Here is a 15,294-nt window from a genome sequence, read left to right as displayed (position 1 = left end):
TTTTGCATCATGACGACCCTGTTGCCGACGACCACCGCGGGCAGCCTGCCCAAGCCTTCGTGGCTCGCCCGGCCCGAGACCCTGTGGTCGCCGTGGAAACTGGAGGGCGACGAACTGATCGCGGGCAAGCAGGACGCCTTGCGTCTGGCGGTCGACGATCAGCGGCAGGCGGGGATCGACATTCTGGGGGACGGCGAACAGACGCGCCAGCATTTCGTCACGACCTTCATCGAGCATCTGGCCGGTGTCGATTTCGAGAAGCGCGAGACGGTGCGCATCCGCAACCGCTATGACGCCAGCGTGCCGACGGTCGTCGGGGCCGTCTCGCGACCGAAACCGGTCTTCGTCGACGACGCCCGTTTCCTGCGTGCGCAGACCGAGCAGCCGATCAAATGGACGCTGCCGGGACCGATGACGATGATCGATACCCTGTATGACGCGCATTATCGGAGCCGCGAGAAGCTGGCATGGGAATTTGCCTGCATCCTGAACGAGGAAGCCCGCGAACTGGCGGCGGCCGGCGTCGACATCATCCAGTTCGACGAACCCGCGTTCAACGTCTTCTTCGACGAAGCCAATGACTGGGGCATCGCCGCGCTGGAGCGTGCGGCCGAAGGACTGACGGCCGAGAGCGCCGTTCACATCTGCTACGGCTATGGCATCAAGGCGAATACCGACTGGAAGAAGACGCTCGGCTCCGAATGGCGCCAGTATGAGGAAACCTTCCCCAACCTCCAGAAGTCGACGATCGATATCATCTCGCTCGAGTGCCAGAATTCGCGCGTGCCGATGGACCTGATCGAACTGGTCCGCGGCAAGAAGGTGATGGTCGGCGCGATCGACGTCGCGACCGATACGATCGAAACGCCCGAACAGGTCGCCGACACGCTGCGCAACGCGTTGCGCTTCGTCGATGCCGACAAGCTCTATCCCGCCACCAATTGCGGGATGGCCCCGCTGTCGCGCAGCGTCGCACAGGGCAAGCTGAAGGCACTGGGGGCCGGGGCGGCGATCGTTCGCAGGGAATTGACGGGTTGACCGGGAGCGGGTCGTCGGCAGCGAGCCATGAAGGCGCACAGGCAGCGTGCCATAAGAATGGCTCTCATTAGCATTGACTCTGCGACTTACTCGCAATAGCTGCGTCGTCCAACAGGGGGACGACATGATCGAAAAGACTAGCTTTCTCGCAATGACCTGCGTCGGGTTCATCGCCACCGCGCCGGCGCTGGCGGCGGAAAAGGACGTGCGTCCGGTGGCGGCACCGATCACGGCGCAGGACCATGTCGACGATCGCGACGTGATCGTCGTGAATGGACAAAAAGCTGCGGATGCGAAGGTGGAAAGCCCGAAGGCGACGTCGGCGCTGCGCGACACGCCCCAGACGATCACGGTCCTGAACGACCAGACGATCCGCAAACAGAATTTGCAGACGCTGCGCGACGCGCTCCAGACCATTCCCGGCATCACCTTCGGTGCCGGCGAAGGTGGCGGCGGCTATGGCGATTCGATCAACCTGCGCGGGTATTCGGCCGCGAACGACATCACCGTCGACGGCGTACGCGATTCCGCCCAATATAGCCGGACCGACCCGTTCAACCTGCAACAGATCGAGGTCTATAACGGCGCGAACACCGTCTTCAACGGATCGGGATCGGTCGGCGGCACGATCAATCTGGTATCGAAGGTGCCGGGCGTGCAGGACCTGTCGATCGTGCAGGCATCGGTCGGTACCGACGATTATTACCGCGCGTCGATCGATGCGAACAAGCGCGTGTCCGATCTGGTCGCGGTGCGGCTGACCGGGGCCTATCACCATAACGGCGTGCCCGGCCGTGACGTCGAGAAATTCGAACGCTGGGGCATCGCGCCGTCGGTGACGATCGGCATCGGCGGTCCGACCAGCCTCACGCTCGCCTATGTCCATCAGGAAGACCGCAACACGCCGCTATATGGCGTGCCGTATTTCCAGAGTCCGATCGGCGGCGGCGTGCTGCCCGGTGTCGATCGCGCCGATTATTACGGCATCGCCAATCTGGATCGGCAGGACCAGACGGTCGACCGCTTCACCGCGACGTTCCGCCATGCGATCGACGACCAGCTTTCGGTACGCAACCTGATCCGGTGGCAGCGGGTCGCGCAGGACAGCGTCACCAGCGCGCCGCAGGGCACCTATTGCCTGTCCACCACCGGGTTGCAGCCGGTCGGCGCGAATGCGGCGGCGACCGTCGGCATCGCCTGTCCGACCGGCCTCGCGCGGGGCAACTGGCGGCCGTCGGGACCGCGCGGGCTGTCGCGCGACCAGGTCAACGACCTGCTCTACGATCAGGTCGACCTGCGGCATGAGGCCGGCGAAAAGGGCGGTTTGCGCAACGTCGCCAATATCGGCGTGTCGGGCGGAATCGAAAGCTATCACATCACCAGCGGCAGCCTGTTGCGTACCGCGGCCGGTGTCGCGGTGACGCCTCCCGACCTGTCCATCGCCAATCCCGACACGCGCTGGACCGGGCCGGTCAACCTGACGGTCACGGCGCAGGCGCGAGCGGAAACGCAGAACCTTGCCGTCTATGCGTTCGACACGCTGGAGCTGAACCGCTGGTTCGAACTGAACGGCGGCGTCCGCTGGGAAGTGCAGGACGCCCGGTTCCGCAACCTGCCGCTGGCGATCGTTCCGCCGGGCAGCACGCAGTTGACGCTGGCGCAGCAGGCGGTGCAGCGTTCGAACGAACGGTTGTTCTCCTATCGCGGCGGCGTGGTGTTCCATCCGGTTGACGCGGTCAGCATCTATGCCGGCTACGGCAAGTCGAAGACGCCGTCGTCGCAGACGGTACGTCTGGGTTGCGGCGTGGTGTCGGCCACGCCTAACGCGGCCGGTGCCGCAGATCCGTGCGCGGTGGCCCCCGAAACCGCCGAGAATATCGAGGCGGGGGTGAAGGCCGCGCTGTTCGGGCGCAAGCTGGAAGTGACCGCCGCCGTGTTCCGCAACGAACGCACCAATTACCGGGTGCCGTCGAACGATCCGGCACTGCCCGCCGGGTTGCAGGTGCTGGACGGCAGGGCGCGCGTCGATGGTATCGCGGTCGGACTGTCGGGATCGATCCTGCCGGCGTGGACGATCTTTGCCAACTACACCTATCTCGACGGTGGGGTGCGGCAGTCGATATCCGACCGGGACCTGAACGCCGGTGTCCGCGATCCGCAGGCAGGGGCGACGCTGGTGCAGACACCCGAACATTCCGGGTCGCTGTTCACGACCTACAAGCTGCCGTTCGGGCTCGAACTGGGCTATGGCCTGACCTATCAGGGGTCGATCGCGCTGAACGTGCCGAATGCGTTCCAGCCCGTGCAGTTCCGCGCGGACGATTACCTGATCCACCGGGCCTATCTCGCCTATACGATCGCGGAGCGGGCGACCTTGCAGCTGAACGTCCAGAACTTCACCGACGAACGCTATCTGACCGGTATCCGCAGCAACGTGAACGGTACGACCGGCGCGGTCACCGGCGGCTGGGCGATGCCCGGCGACCGGCGGCAGGCGGTGCTCAGCCTCTACTACAACTTCTGACGGGGACGGGCCGGGGCGGATGCTGATCGCAATTCCAGACGTGCTGGACGAAGCCACCCTCCACCGCGTTCGCGCGCTGATGGCGGGTGGCGCGTGGGTCGACGGCAACGTCACCTCCGGCCCGCAATCCGCACTGGCCAAGCGCAACCGACAATTGCCCGAGGACAGCGCGACCGCACGCGAGGCGGGCGGCATCGTGCTCGATGCGCTCGGACGGTCGCCGCTGTTCTTCGCCGCCGCGCTGCCGCTGAAGGTCTTTCCGCCGCTGTTCAACCGGTATGAGGGCGGCGAGGCGTTCGGGCTGCACGTCGACAACGCCATCCGCATGAAGTCCGGAACCGACTTCCGTATCCGCAGCGACCTGTCGGCGACGCTGTTCCTCGACGACCCCGACAGCTATGACGGTGGCGAACTGGTGATCGAGGACCGGTTCGGTCCGCAGACGGTGAAGCTGCCGGCCGGGCATATGGTGCTCTATCCCGCCTCCAGCCTGCACCGCGTAACCCCGGTCACGCGCGGCGTGCGTACCGCCTGCTTTTTCTGGGCGCAGTCGATGGTCCGCGACGATGGCGAACGACGGCTGCTGTTCGACCTCGACCAGTCGGTCCAGGCATTGGGCGGGGAACGCGGGCAGGGCGATGCGGTGGTGGTCCAGTTGACCGGGCTGTATCACAATTTGCTGCGCCGCTGGGCCGACGCATGAGCGTTGCCGCCAAACGCCGGCGCAACTGGCGCGCATGGTGGGCGAAACAACTGATCGCGTGGCACTGGATCAGCGCCGGCATCTCGCTGGCGGCGATGTTGCTGTTCGCGGTCACCGGCATCACGCTGAACCATGCCGCGACGATCTCCGCCGAACCGGTCGTCGCCGAACGACAGGGACGGCTTTCCGCCAGCCTGCTGCGTCCGCTCGGCAGGGCGGCCGAGGCAAAGGCGACCATTCCGCCGGGCGTCGCTGCCGATATCGAACGGCAGGTGACGCTGAACGTCGCTGCGCATCCGGTCGAATGGTCCGATGGCGAGGCCTATGTCGCGCTGCCGCGTCCCGGTGGCGATGCGTGGGTCAGTATCGACCTGGCCAGCGGGGCGATCCGCGCCGAAACGACCGATCGCGGCTGGATCAGCTACCTCAACGACCTGCACAAGGGGCGCAATGCCGGGACCGCGTGGTTCTGGTTCATCGACGTGTTCGCCGTCGCTTGCGTCCTGTTCTCGATCACCGGGCTGCTGCTGCTGCAACTCCATGCCAGGCGTCGCCCGTCGACCTGGCCGCTGGTGGCGGCGGGGGTGGCGCTGCCGGTGATCCTTACCATGTTCCTGATCCACTGATTTTCGGGGGGAGATATCCTGATGCGTATCCTGTCACTGGCGGTTCTGGGCGGCGCGACCGTCGCCGCCGCACCGGCACCGCCTGCGGGGACGATCACCGTCACCATCCCGCGCCTGTCGGTCGCCGAATATCACCGGCCCTATGTCGCCGTGTGGGTCGAACCGGCGGGCGGCGGCGCGGCGCGGACGCTGGCGCTGTGGTACGACGTCCGCAAATCGGGCGCGGAGCCGGGGACGAAATGGCTCGCCGATCTGCGCGCATGGTGGCGCAAGGGCGGCCGCAGCCTGAAACTGCCCGCCGACGGCGTGAGCGGCGCGACCCGCGCGCCCGGTGCCCACACCATCCCGCTGCCCGCCGACCTGCGCCCCGGCAGCTATGTACTGAACGTCGAAGCCGCGCGCGAAACCGGCGGCCGCGAACTGGTGCAGGTGCCGCTGACCGTGCCCGCCAAGGCCGCCCGTGCGAGCGGATCGCACGAACTGGGTGCCGTGACGCTCACCGCCCGCTGACCCTTCGAAGGAGTTTGCCCATGCCCCGTTTCGCGCGCCACCTGCTTGCCGCTGCCGCCCTGTTCTCCATCCCCACCGTCGTGTCGGCGCATCGGCTGTGGATGCTGCCGTCCGGTACGGTATTCTCCGGCACCGATAGCTGGGTGACCGTCGATTTCGCCGCCTCGAACGACCTGTTCTATGCCGATCATCAGCCGGGACGGCTGGACGGGGTCAAGGTGTGGCAGCCCGACGGCAGCGCGGGGCAAGTGCAGAATGGCGCGACCGGCCGCTACCGGTCGGTGTTCGACGTGAAGCTGGACCAGCCCGGTACGTGGAAGATCGGGACCGAGATGTCGGGCCTGATGGGCAGCTTCAAGGTGAATGGCGAGGAGAAGCGCGTCGGCGGCCGCGGCGGACCGCCGGGACCCGATGGCGTGCGCCGGCCGCCGCTGACCGTCGCCGACATTCCCGCCGATGCGACCGATGTGAAGCTGATCGAGACCAGCAACCGCAACGAGATTTTCGTCACCGCCGGCGAGCCGACCCGCACGGTGCTGAAACCGACGGGCAAGGGGCTGGAGATCGATTTCGTCACCCATCCCGACGAACTGGTCGCAGGCGAGCAGGCGCGGTTCCGCTTCCTGGTCGACGGACGGCCGGCACCGGGGCTGAAGGTGACGGTGGTGCCGGGCGGCAAACGCTATCGCAATGCGGAGGGTGCGCGCGAGTTGACGACGGGCACCGACGGCGTGCTGGCGATCGATTGGCCGGCGGCGGGAATGTATTGGCTCAGCGCATCGCACGAGGATGCGAAGCCCAGCGTCGCACGCGCGACCGCACGGCGGATGGGCTATGTCACCACGCTGGAGGTGACGACGCCCTGAGCCTGACCCCGCGTATCGTGCTGCCGACCGAACCGTCGGCGGCGGCCCTCGCCGATCACGATCCCGGTGCGATCGTAGCGACCCTGACCGGCGTGGCGATGGGTACGCGCTGGACGGTGGCGTGCGCGCTGCCCGCGGGGGCCGACCGGGACGGGCTGCGCGCCGCGATCGATGCCCGGTTGCGCGACCTCGTCGACCAGATGAGTCACTGGGAACCGTCGTCGGAACTGTGCCGGTTCAATGCGCTCGCCCCCGGTGGCTGGGCCGACCTGTTGCCGGATTTTGCGGCGGTGGTCGACCTGTCGCTGCGGGTGGCCCACGCCAGCAACGGCGCGTTCGATCCCGCGATCGGGCGTCTGGTCGATCTGTGGGGGTTCGGTCCGCCCGGACCGCAGCCCGAACCCGGTATCGCGGCCATTGCCGCGGCGCGGTCCGCCGGGGGATGGGCCCGCCTGCGCCGCGACCCGGCGGGGCGGCGTCTTCGTCAGCCCGGCGGGTTGGCGCTCGACCTGTCGGGCGTGGCGAAGGGCTATGCCGCCGACGCGATCGCCGACCTGCTGGCCGAACGGGCGGTACGGCATTGTCTGGTCGAAATCGGCGGGGAATGCGTCGGGCGGGGGATGCGCCCGGACGGCGACCCGTGGTGGGTCGACCTCGACGATCCGCTGGACACGGGACACCCGCCGTTGCGCCTCGCGCTGCACGAATGCGCCGTCGCGACGTCGGGCAACTATGTCCGGGGCGACCATTCACTCGATCCGCGCACGGGCCGCCCGGCGACGAACGGGGTCTTGTCCGTCAGCGTCGTTGCCGGGACCGCGGCGCTCGCCGACGCCCAGGCAACCGCGATCCTGGTCGCGTATCCGGACAGAGGGTTGATCGAAACGCTGAACCTCGCGGCACGTATCGTCGTGAGGAACGGTGTTTCGATGGATGAGATACTGACTGCGCAGTTCGAAAAGATGATGATCTAGCCGGCAATCGTTATTGGTCGGTACGAACACAGCGCAGCCTTGGTCGTCGAACGCCCGAGCCGGGCGGCATCGTACCGCTATAGACATGAAATTGCCGCCTGCGCGCCAGCGTCGACCGTTCCGAGACGTGCATCGGTACCGTCTGGCCCCGGCGGTTGGCGCGCGGATCGACGCTAGTCCGCGCTCGTTCGCGCGCAAGCGGATATTGCGACCCGGACGCTCGGCGCGAACGCTCGTGAACGTCCGTCGGGTAACGGGGGAGGGAATGCAGCGGGACTTGCCATCCTTTATCCCATCTATAAGATGGGAATATGAATCGGACGACGAAGATCGAATGGCCGACGGTCGCTTTGGCGGTGGCAATCTATGGTGGATGGATGACGGTGACGGCCGTCCATGGGCTATTGCCGGTGCCGCTGCTGATGCTCGCCGGCGGTTGGTTTCTTGGATGGCACGGATCGTTGCAGCATGAGACGATCCACGGTCATCCGACGCGACATCGCCACGTCAACGACCTGATCGGCGGGGTGCCGTTGTCGCTGTGGCTACCCTATGGCGTGTATCGCCGCACGCATGTCGCGCATCATCGCTCGGCCGAGCCGACCCATCCGGTACATGACCCCGAATCGCGCTACGTCGCGGGCGGGACGGGGTGGACGTTGCGGATCGCGCGGTTGCGATCCACGCTGGCCGGGCAGATGATCCTCGGACCGGTCGCCAGTATCGCGCTGTTCCTCACGACCGAAGGAGCGCGGGCATGGCGTCGGCCAGCGGCGTTCGCGCGTGAATGGGGGCCGCATCTGCTGGGCGTTGCGCTGGTACTGACCTGGCTGCGCGCGGTCGAGTTGCCGATCGTCACCTATCTGATCTGCTTCGTGCTGCCGGGACAGGCGGCGTCGTTACTGCGTGGGTTTGCCGAGCACCGGGCGGATGCGCCGGGGCCGTCGCGCGCGGCGACCGTGATATCGCACGGACCGCTGGCGCTGCTGTTTCTCAACAATAATCTCCACGCAGCGCACCATGCCGATCCGGGCGCGCCGTGGTATCGCCTGCCGGTTGTCGAGACGCGGCGGCAGGGACGGAACGAACCGCGGTATCAGGGTTATCGCGATGTGATCCGCCGGTTCGCGTTCCGTGCGCACGACACGGCGCGCCATCCGCATGGATGAGATCGCATGGCTGGGTATGTACGATCATCCCGGACAACATGCGGCGAACGACCGGTTCTGGACGACGATCCGCGACCATTTGCTCAGGGCCGGCGTCCCGCACGTGCCGGCGGCATTGACCCGCGGCGTGGCGACTGCCGCGGTCTGGGGCCACCCCCGGTTGTTGCTTGGCATGATCTGCACCCGGCCATGGGCATTGGAGCATAGCGGTCTGCAGTTGCTCGGCCATCCTGCCTATGCCGGGACCGACATAGCCGGCGAACATCGCAGCCTGATCGTGGTGCGGCATGACGATCCGGCGTGCGACTTGGCCGATCTGCGCGGGCTACGGGCGGCAATCAACGATGCGGGGTCGAACACCGGCATGGCGTTGTTGCGCGATGCGGTGGCGCCGATGGCAAAACATGGGCGATTCTTCGGCAAAATCCTGACGACCGGCGCGCACCGGTCCAGCGCGGTCGCGGTCGTGGCCGGCGAGGCGGATGTTGCGGCGATCGATGAAGTGACATTCGCCGCGCTTTCCCGCTTCGAACCCGAACTGACCGGACAATTGCGGGTGTTGGCCCGAAGCGCCTCATCAGCGACCCCGGCATTCGTTACAGCCGCTGCAACGCCTGCGGAGATCGTTATCCCGTTGCGTGTCGCGCTGGAACGGGCGGTAGCCGACGCTCCCAAGAAGCTCGGGATTACGGGCATGATCGCGAATAGTGTCGGTCTGCGCAACCGCGTCCTGGCGCAGGACGCTGCCGCGCGTGCGGCGGGCTATCCGGCGTTGGCCTGAGTGATCGGATCGGCGCGACGACCGTTCCGCGTCATCCCTGCGGGTGACCGCTACGCAGCGGGCCGCTGTCAGGTCTGCGGCCGCAGGCATAGCGTTCGATCCCCTTTCGTCATTCCCGCGCAGGCGGGAATGACGAGATTCCGTAGTTGTCGCCGAAGGTCGATCGGCCCTGGAACCTGACAAGCCCGAAGCATCCCGGCACCGGCCACGGCATTCTGCGTGAACAGGCGGTCGCTGCCGGACCGTCGCCAAGCCCGCGCGAGCATCGGGATTGGATCGAAAACGACCGCTTATGCGCAGGCTTGCTATGACCGTGCACCTACTGTGCTAACGGTCGGGGATGGACCTGGTCTTTGGTTGGCGCAGCGCCATGCTGCTTTCCGCAACGCTCGTGTTGCTCCCATTGGCAGCGGCCCTTGCATCGAGTTTGCGAAATCGACTGGCGAACCGGACACTTGCCTTCTTGACCATCGTCCTGGTCGGCGTCTTTACCCCGTGGCTCATCGGGTTCGCAGGTTTTTACGACCGATGGCGCTGGCTGACATTTCTGCCGGTTGCGGTTCCGCTGCTGGTACCCGCGCTGCTCCGCTTCTACGTCCACGCGCTGGTAACGGACACCCTCCCGTCGCGATGGCGCGGGATGCTCGTGCCCGGATTGGCCGAGTTCGCGTTTCAGGCAGTCAGCTTCTGCCTGCCGATGCCTTTCAAGGATCGCTGGGCCGGCATGGCCATTTCGGTCGTCACGCCGATCCTCTCGCTCGCCCTGATCGGCAGCTTCGCGGTGCATATGGCAGCGTCGGTGCGGCTGCTGCGTCGGTACCGGGCGGTGCTTGCCGATATCGTCGGGGACGATGCGCGCTTCGCCGCCCGCTGGTTGTCGGCCGCGATTGCCGCTTTCGCAATATTGTGGAGCATCTGGGCAACGGTGCTGATCTGGGACTGGTTCGATCCGCTGGGCTATACCGGGTTGATGTGGCTGTATCTGATGATCGCTTCCGCCGCACTGTTCCTCGCGATCGAGGGGTGGCGTCATGCCAGCTTGCCATTTCCGAATCTGTCGACGCTCGAATGCGTTCCGGCAATACCGGGCAAAGGACCGGCACGCGACTGGTCGCGACAGGGGGCGGAGTGGGCCGAGCAGACCCGCCTGGCCGGGTGGGCCGGCGACCCCGACATTGACGTGGCAACGCTTGCCCGGTTGCTGGGGACCAACACCGCCTATCTGTCCCGCGCATTGAACGAGGGATTGGGTCAGAACTTCTCGACGTTCATCAACGGATTGCGGTGTTGCGCGGTCGTGGACCGTTTGGAAGCGAGCGACGATCGCGATGTGCTGACCCTTGCACTCGAAGCCGGCTTCGCATCGAAGGCCAGCTTCAACCGGGCGTTTCGAGCGACGACCGGGATGACGCCTTCCCAGTATCGGACTCACGTCGCAAAAGCGAAAAACCATGGTGCGTTACCGGAAACGAGGCGACCGGAGGCGGGATTGCCTGCCATCCCCGGGGCATGAACCGACGCCATCTTCTCGCGGCCCTTGCCGCACTTCCGTTGATCTCCTACGCTGGTCGGGCCGCCGCCGCCGCCGATTTCGGAGGTGTCCGCGAAGACCTGGCGGTACTGCGGGCGGCGATGGCGATCCATCCGGGGCTGCACCGCTATCTGTCGCCGGTCGACGTCACCCGACATCTCGCCGCCTTCGAGCAGGACTATGGTGCCGGCGCACGAGCGGGATCGCACGCGCACCGTTTCCTCGCGCTGTCCCGGTTCCTGACCACGATCCGCTGCGGACACAGCTATCCCAATTTCTTCAACCAGACCGATCCCGCGGTGAAGGCGCTGTTCGATCGACCGACCCGGTTGCCGTTCGATTTCGAATGGATCGCGCGATCGATGGTCGTCACCGCCGACCATAGTGGAACGGGCGCGTTGCCGCGGGGGACCGTCATCACCGCGATCAACGGACGCAGCGCCGGGCAGGTTCTCGATACGCTGATGCCCCATACCCGTGCCGACGGCCATAATGACGGCAAGCGCCGTTCGCTGCTGGGCGTGCGGGGGGCCGAGGACATCGAGTATTTCGACGTCTTCCAAGGGCTGCTGATGCCGCCTGCAGGCGGCGTGCATCGTCTGTCGATCGTTCGGCCCGATCGGCGCGAACTGCGCGTCGCGCTACCGGCAATCGGTCTCGCCGCCCGGCAGGCGACGATGACCCGAGTGCGCGAGGATAGTGATGCGGCGCGCTGGACCTATCATGTGCGACCGGACGGGGTCGCCATACTGGATATGCCCGGTTGGGCGATGTGGAACTCCAAATGGGACTGGCGGAGCTGGCTGTCCGATCGCCTCGACGATGCGGCAACCGCCCGCGGTCTGGTGATCGACCTGCGCCGCAACGAAGGCGGTGACGACTGCGGTGATCCGATCCTTGCCCGTCTCATCGATCGCGATCTGGCAGGGTGGACCTTCGAGCCGAAAGTTCGGTTCCGGGAGGTGCCGGCAGCGTTGGCTCCCCACGTTTCGACATGGGACGATCGTTTTCGTCGCATCGGGGTCGGTGGCGCCGATCTGGGCGATGGCTGGTACGGGCTGCCGGAACGCGAAAAGCTGCTGCCCATCCGCCCGGCGGCGAAGCGCCTGACCGTTCCGGTCGCGGCGTTGATCGGCCCGGCGAACAGTTCGGCGACGTTCGGTTTCATCAATGCGGCAAGGGCCAGTGGGCGGATCAGGTTGTTCGGTGAACCGACCGGGGGCAACCGACGCGGGATCAACGGCGGCGGCTTCTTCTTTACCAAGCTGCCGGCAAGCGGAATCGAATTCGACCTGCCGTTGATCGGCTATTTTCCGACGACCCCGCAGCCTGACGCGGGCATCGAACCGGATGTCTTCATCCGCTCGACGGCGGATGCGATCCTTCAGGGAACCGACCCGGCGCTGGACGCAGCGGCAATATGGGCAGCAGCGCGCGTCTCCGGTTGATTTGTCTCCCGATCAGTCGGTTACGGGCCGCAAACTTTCGGTCGTGAGCCTTGGTAGAATGCATTCTACGCCCGAAGCCGCTCTTTCCCAAATACCATCGTCGACGTGCAACTTGCAGCATGGCGAGCGGTAGCTATCCGCTGCGGGACTGCTGATAGTTGTCGGGCGGGCCGCGATCGGAAGGCCGCCGATACGCCGTGGTCGCCGCGCGCCGGCCCTCGCCACCGCATCCAACCTTGTCACACCGCCCCGAACCCGCATAGTCGCCCTCCCAAGCCGATCGGAGTGCCCCTTGTCCCACGACCCTGCCCAGACCGACATCCTCATCATCGGATCGGGCGCCGCCGGCCTGACCGCTGCGCTGCATCTGGCCGAGCGGTTCCGCGTCACCGTGCTGGCGAAAGGCGCGCTGAACGAAGGGTCGACCGCGTGGGCGCAGGGCGGGATCGCGGCGGTGTTCGAACCCGGCGATACGTTCGAGAACCATGTCGAGGATACGATGGTCGCCGGTGCGGGCCTCAACGATCGTGCGGCGGTCGAATTCGTGGTCGAGGGCGCGCCCGCCGCCATCGAACGGCTCGCGGCGCTGGGCGTGCCGTTCAACATGGATGGCGAGGCGCTGCACCTGACGCGCGAGGGCGGCCATTCGCACCGGCGGATCGTCCATGTCGACGATGCCACCGGCTGGGCAGTGCAGGAGGCGCTGATCCGGGCGGCGCGGGCGCATGCCAACATCACCCTGCTGCCCGACATGGTCGCGGTCGATCTGGCGACCAGTCGTCATGAGCAGCGTTATTCGGGGGCGGGCAATGTGTGGGGCGTCTATGCCTTCAACCGCGCCACCGACCGGGTCGAGCTCTACACCGCGCGCGCGACGATCCTCGCGACCGGCGGGGCGGGGCGGACCTATCTGTTCAGCACCGCGCCGCGCGGCGCGACCGGCGACGGCATCGCCATGGCGTGGCGCGCGGGGTGCCGCGTGTCGAACATGGAGTTCATGCAGTTCCACCCGACCTGCCTGTACAATCTGGAGGTCAAGAACTTCCTGATTACCGAGGCGGTGCGCGGCGAGGGCGGGAAGCTCATCAACCCGACCACCGGCAAGAATTTCATGCCCTATTACGACCCGCGCGCCGAACTCGCGCCGCGCGACATCGTCGCGCGGGCGATCGATGCCGAGATCAAGCGGTTCGGGCTGGATTACGTCCATCTCGACATCAGCCACATGGACCCCGATTTCGTGCGCGGCCATTTTCCCAACATCCATGAAAAGCTGCTCGGCCTCGGCATCGACATGACGCGCCAGCCGATCCCGGTGGTGCCGGCGCAGCATTACACCTGTGGCGGGGTGGTGATCGACCGCGACGGGCGCACCGACCTGCCCGGCCTGTATGCGGTGGGCGAGGTGTCGCAATCGGGGCTGCATGGTGCCAACCGGCTCGCGTCCAACTCGCTGCTCGAATGTTTCGTGTTCGGCGAGGCGGCGGCGCGCGACATCGCCGAACGCTGGGACGCATTGCCCCCGCCGCCCGCGATCCGGCCATGGGACGAAAGCCGCGTGACCGATTCGGACGAAGAGGTCGTTATCAAGCAGAACTGGACCGAAATCCGCCGGTTCATGTGGAATTATGTCGGCATCGTCCGGTCGACCAAGCGACTGGAACGCGCGCGCCACCGCATCGCGATGCTGAACGAGGAAGTCGCCGACTATTACGGCCATTTCCGCGTCACCCCCGACCTGATCGAGTTGCGCAACCTGCTCCAGTCGGCGGACCTGATCGTCCGGTCCGCGCTGCACCGCAAGGAGAGCCGCGGGCTGCACTACACGCTCGATTACCCCGAAACGGCGGCGGAGGCAGTCGATACGATCCTCGTCCCCTGACGCTACGGCATGGGTTTGCGCCATTCGTCGTCTGTGCGGGGAGATTCGTCGCAAGGCGGCAACAACGTCTTGTAATGTTAATCGCCCTCGCAGCATGGTCGGCGCAGGACGGGGTGAGAAGATCGTGCAGATGCTGAAGAAAGTCCGGCCGCAACAGGCGGCGCTGGTGATGGGACTGATGGCGCTTGTCGGCGTGGGGCTGGCGACGCGGACCTTGCCGCCCGCGGCGCAGGCGGCCGTGCCGAAAGCGGCGGTGGCGGTGCCGCTGCCCGCACCGACGCGCCCCGCGCCCCCGGCGCTGGTCGCGACGATCAATGCGCTGGGCGGCGGGTTTCAGGGCCGGGTCGGGATCGCGGTGCGCAGCATCGACGAGGGCTGGGTCGTCGGCCATGCGATGGATCAGCGCATGCCGCAGCAATCGGTCAGCAAGCTGTGGGTCGCGCTGACCACGATGAATGCGATCGACGAAGGCAAGCTGGCGCTGGCCACCCCGGTCACCATCACCCGCAGCGACCTGACGCTGTTTCATCAGCCGATCGCGTATCTGATGAAGGACGGCGTGTTCCGCACGACGGTCGGCGATCTGCTGCGCCGCGCGCTGACGCTCAGCGACAATACCGCCAACGACAAGCTGCTCAACCTTGCCGGCGGGCCGGTGGCGGTGCGCGACTTCATCGCCAGCCGCGGCCTCGGCAATATCCGCTTCGGGCCGGGCGAACGGCTGTTGCAGGCGAAGACCGCCGGGCTGCCGTGGAAACAGGAATATTCGCAGGGCAACGCCTTTGCGCAGGCCCGGTCGCAGCTCGACCCCAATGTCCGCCGCGCCGCCTATCAGGCCTATGTCGCCGATCCGCCCGATGGCGCGGGGGCAGGGGCGATCGCCGATGCGCTGGCACGGTTGCGCCACGGCATGTTGCTGACGCCGCAATCGACCAGTTGGTTGCTCGACACGATGAGCCATACCCGCACCGGCCGCGCCCGCCTTCGCGCGGCGTTGCCCACCGGGTGGAGCGTCGCGCACAAGACCGGGACCGGACAGGATCTGGGCGGGCGGACGGCGGGCTTCAACGATGTCGGCATCCTGACCGCCCCCGACGGCAAATCCTATGCCGTGGCGGTGATGATCGGCGATACGGCCCGGCCGGTGCAGGAACGCCAGCAACTGATCCAGACGGTGGTGTCGGCGATCGTTGCCGTGCACGGGTAAAGCGGTCGGCACCCATATCCCCGCGCGAGCGGGGA

Annotated in this window: 13 protein-coding genes; all 13 read left to right on the top strand. The window is 66.5% G+C overall.

Going from position 1 to position 15,294, the window contains the following annotated elements; all coding sequences use genetic code 11:
• Positions 1 to 9 precede the first annotated feature (9 nt).
• The 13 genes from ASE70_RS17515 (at position 10) to ASE70_RS17455 (ending at position 15,259) form a co-directional block, all read left to right on the top strand.
• A complete protein-coding gene (locus tag ASE70_RS17515; RefSeq protein ID WP_056507612.1) occupies positions 10 to 1,038 on the top strand; it encodes a methionine synthase in 1,029 nt (342 codons plus the stop codon).
• 124 nt (positions 1,039 to 1,162) lie between these two features.
• Positions 1,163 to 3,562: a TonB-dependent receptor gene (locus ASE70_RS17510; RefSeq protein ID WP_200925678.1), complete on the top strand. Its 2,400-nt coding sequence runs from the start codon at positions 1,163 to 1,165 to the stop codon at positions 3,560 to 3,562.
• Positions 3,563 to 3,581: 19 nt separating this feature from the next.
• Positions 3,582 to 4,265, top strand: coding sequence for a Fe2+-dependent dioxygenase (locus ASE70_RS17505; RefSeq protein ID WP_056398085.1), 684 nt, complete (start codon positions 3,582 to 3,584; stop codon positions 4,263 to 4,265).
• Positions 4,262 to 4,891, top strand: coding sequence for a PepSY-associated TM helix domain-containing protein (locus ASE70_RS17500; protein WP_056507607.1), 630 nt, complete (start codon positions 4,262 to 4,264; stop codon positions 4,889 to 4,891). The genes ASE70_RS17505 and ASE70_RS17500 overlap by 4 nt, the downstream gene beginning before the upstream one ends.
• A 21-nt stretch (positions 4,892 to 4,912) precedes the next feature.
• On the top strand, positions 4,913 to 5,401 hold the full coding sequence (locus ASE70_RS17495; protein WP_056398079.1) for a DUF2271 domain-containing protein: 489 nt from the start codon (positions 4,913 to 4,915) through the stop codon (positions 5,399 to 5,401).
• A gap of 20 nt (positions 5,402 to 5,421) precedes the next feature.
• A complete protein-coding gene (locus ASE70_RS17490) occupies positions 5,422 to 6,267 on the top strand; it encodes a DUF4198 domain-containing protein (RefSeq protein ID WP_056398077.1) in 846 nt (281 codons plus the stop codon).
• Positions 6,268 to 6,284: 17 nt separating this feature from the next.
• The gene (locus tag ASE70_RS17485) at positions 6,285 to 7,241 is read left to right on the top strand and encodes an FAD:protein FMN transferase (protein WP_235520043.1); all 957 of its coding nucleotides are present in this window, start codon (positions 6,285 to 6,287) and stop codon (positions 7,239 to 7,241) included.
• Positions 7,242 to 7,552: 311 nt separating this feature from the next.
• A complete protein-coding gene (locus ASE70_RS17480) occupies positions 7,553 to 8,410 on the top strand; it encodes a fatty acid desaturase (RefSeq protein ID WP_056507605.1) in 858 nt (285 codons plus the stop codon).
• On the top strand, positions 8,403 to 9,191 hold the full coding sequence (locus ASE70_RS17475; protein ID WP_056507603.1) for a phosphate/phosphite/phosphonate ABC transporter substrate-binding protein: 789 nt from the start codon (positions 8,403 to 8,405) through the stop codon (positions 9,189 to 9,191). The genes ASE70_RS17480 and ASE70_RS17475 overlap by 8 nt, the downstream gene beginning before the upstream one ends.
• Before the next feature lie 463 nt (positions 9,192 to 9,654).
• Complete coding sequence (locus ASE70_RS17470; RefSeq protein WP_235520041.1) at positions 9,655 to 10,704, top strand: AraC family transcriptional regulator; 1,050 nt, start codon at positions 9,655 to 9,657, stop codon at positions 10,702 to 10,704.
• On the top strand, positions 10,701 to 12,170 hold the full coding sequence (locus ASE70_RS17465; protein ID WP_056507602.1) for a S41 family peptidase: 1,470 nt from the start codon (positions 10,701 to 10,703) through the stop codon (positions 12,168 to 12,170). Before ASE70_RS17470 ends, ASE70_RS17465 begins: the two co-directional genes overlap by 4 nt.
• 292 nt (positions 12,171 to 12,462) lie before the next feature.
• A complete protein-coding gene (gene nadB, locus ASE70_RS17460) occupies positions 12,463 to 14,052 on the top strand; it encodes an L-aspartate oxidase (RefSeq protein WP_056507601.1) in 1,590 nt (529 codons plus the stop codon).
• Positions 14,053 to 14,182: 130 nt separating this feature from the next.
• Complete coding sequence (locus ASE70_RS17455; protein WP_056507854.1) at positions 14,183 to 15,259, top strand: serine hydrolase; 1,077 nt, start codon at positions 14,183 to 14,185, stop codon at positions 15,257 to 15,259.
• Positions 15,260 to 15,294: the final 35 nt, after the last annotated feature.

The organism is Sphingomonas sp. Leaf22 (assembly GCF_001421715.1).
GTDB lineage: Bacteria > Pseudomonadota > Alphaproteobacteria > Sphingomonadales > Sphingomonadaceae > Sphingomonas.
Note: the sequence above shows the minus strand (reverse complement) of the source record. Positions and strands in the feature narration are given on the sequence as shown.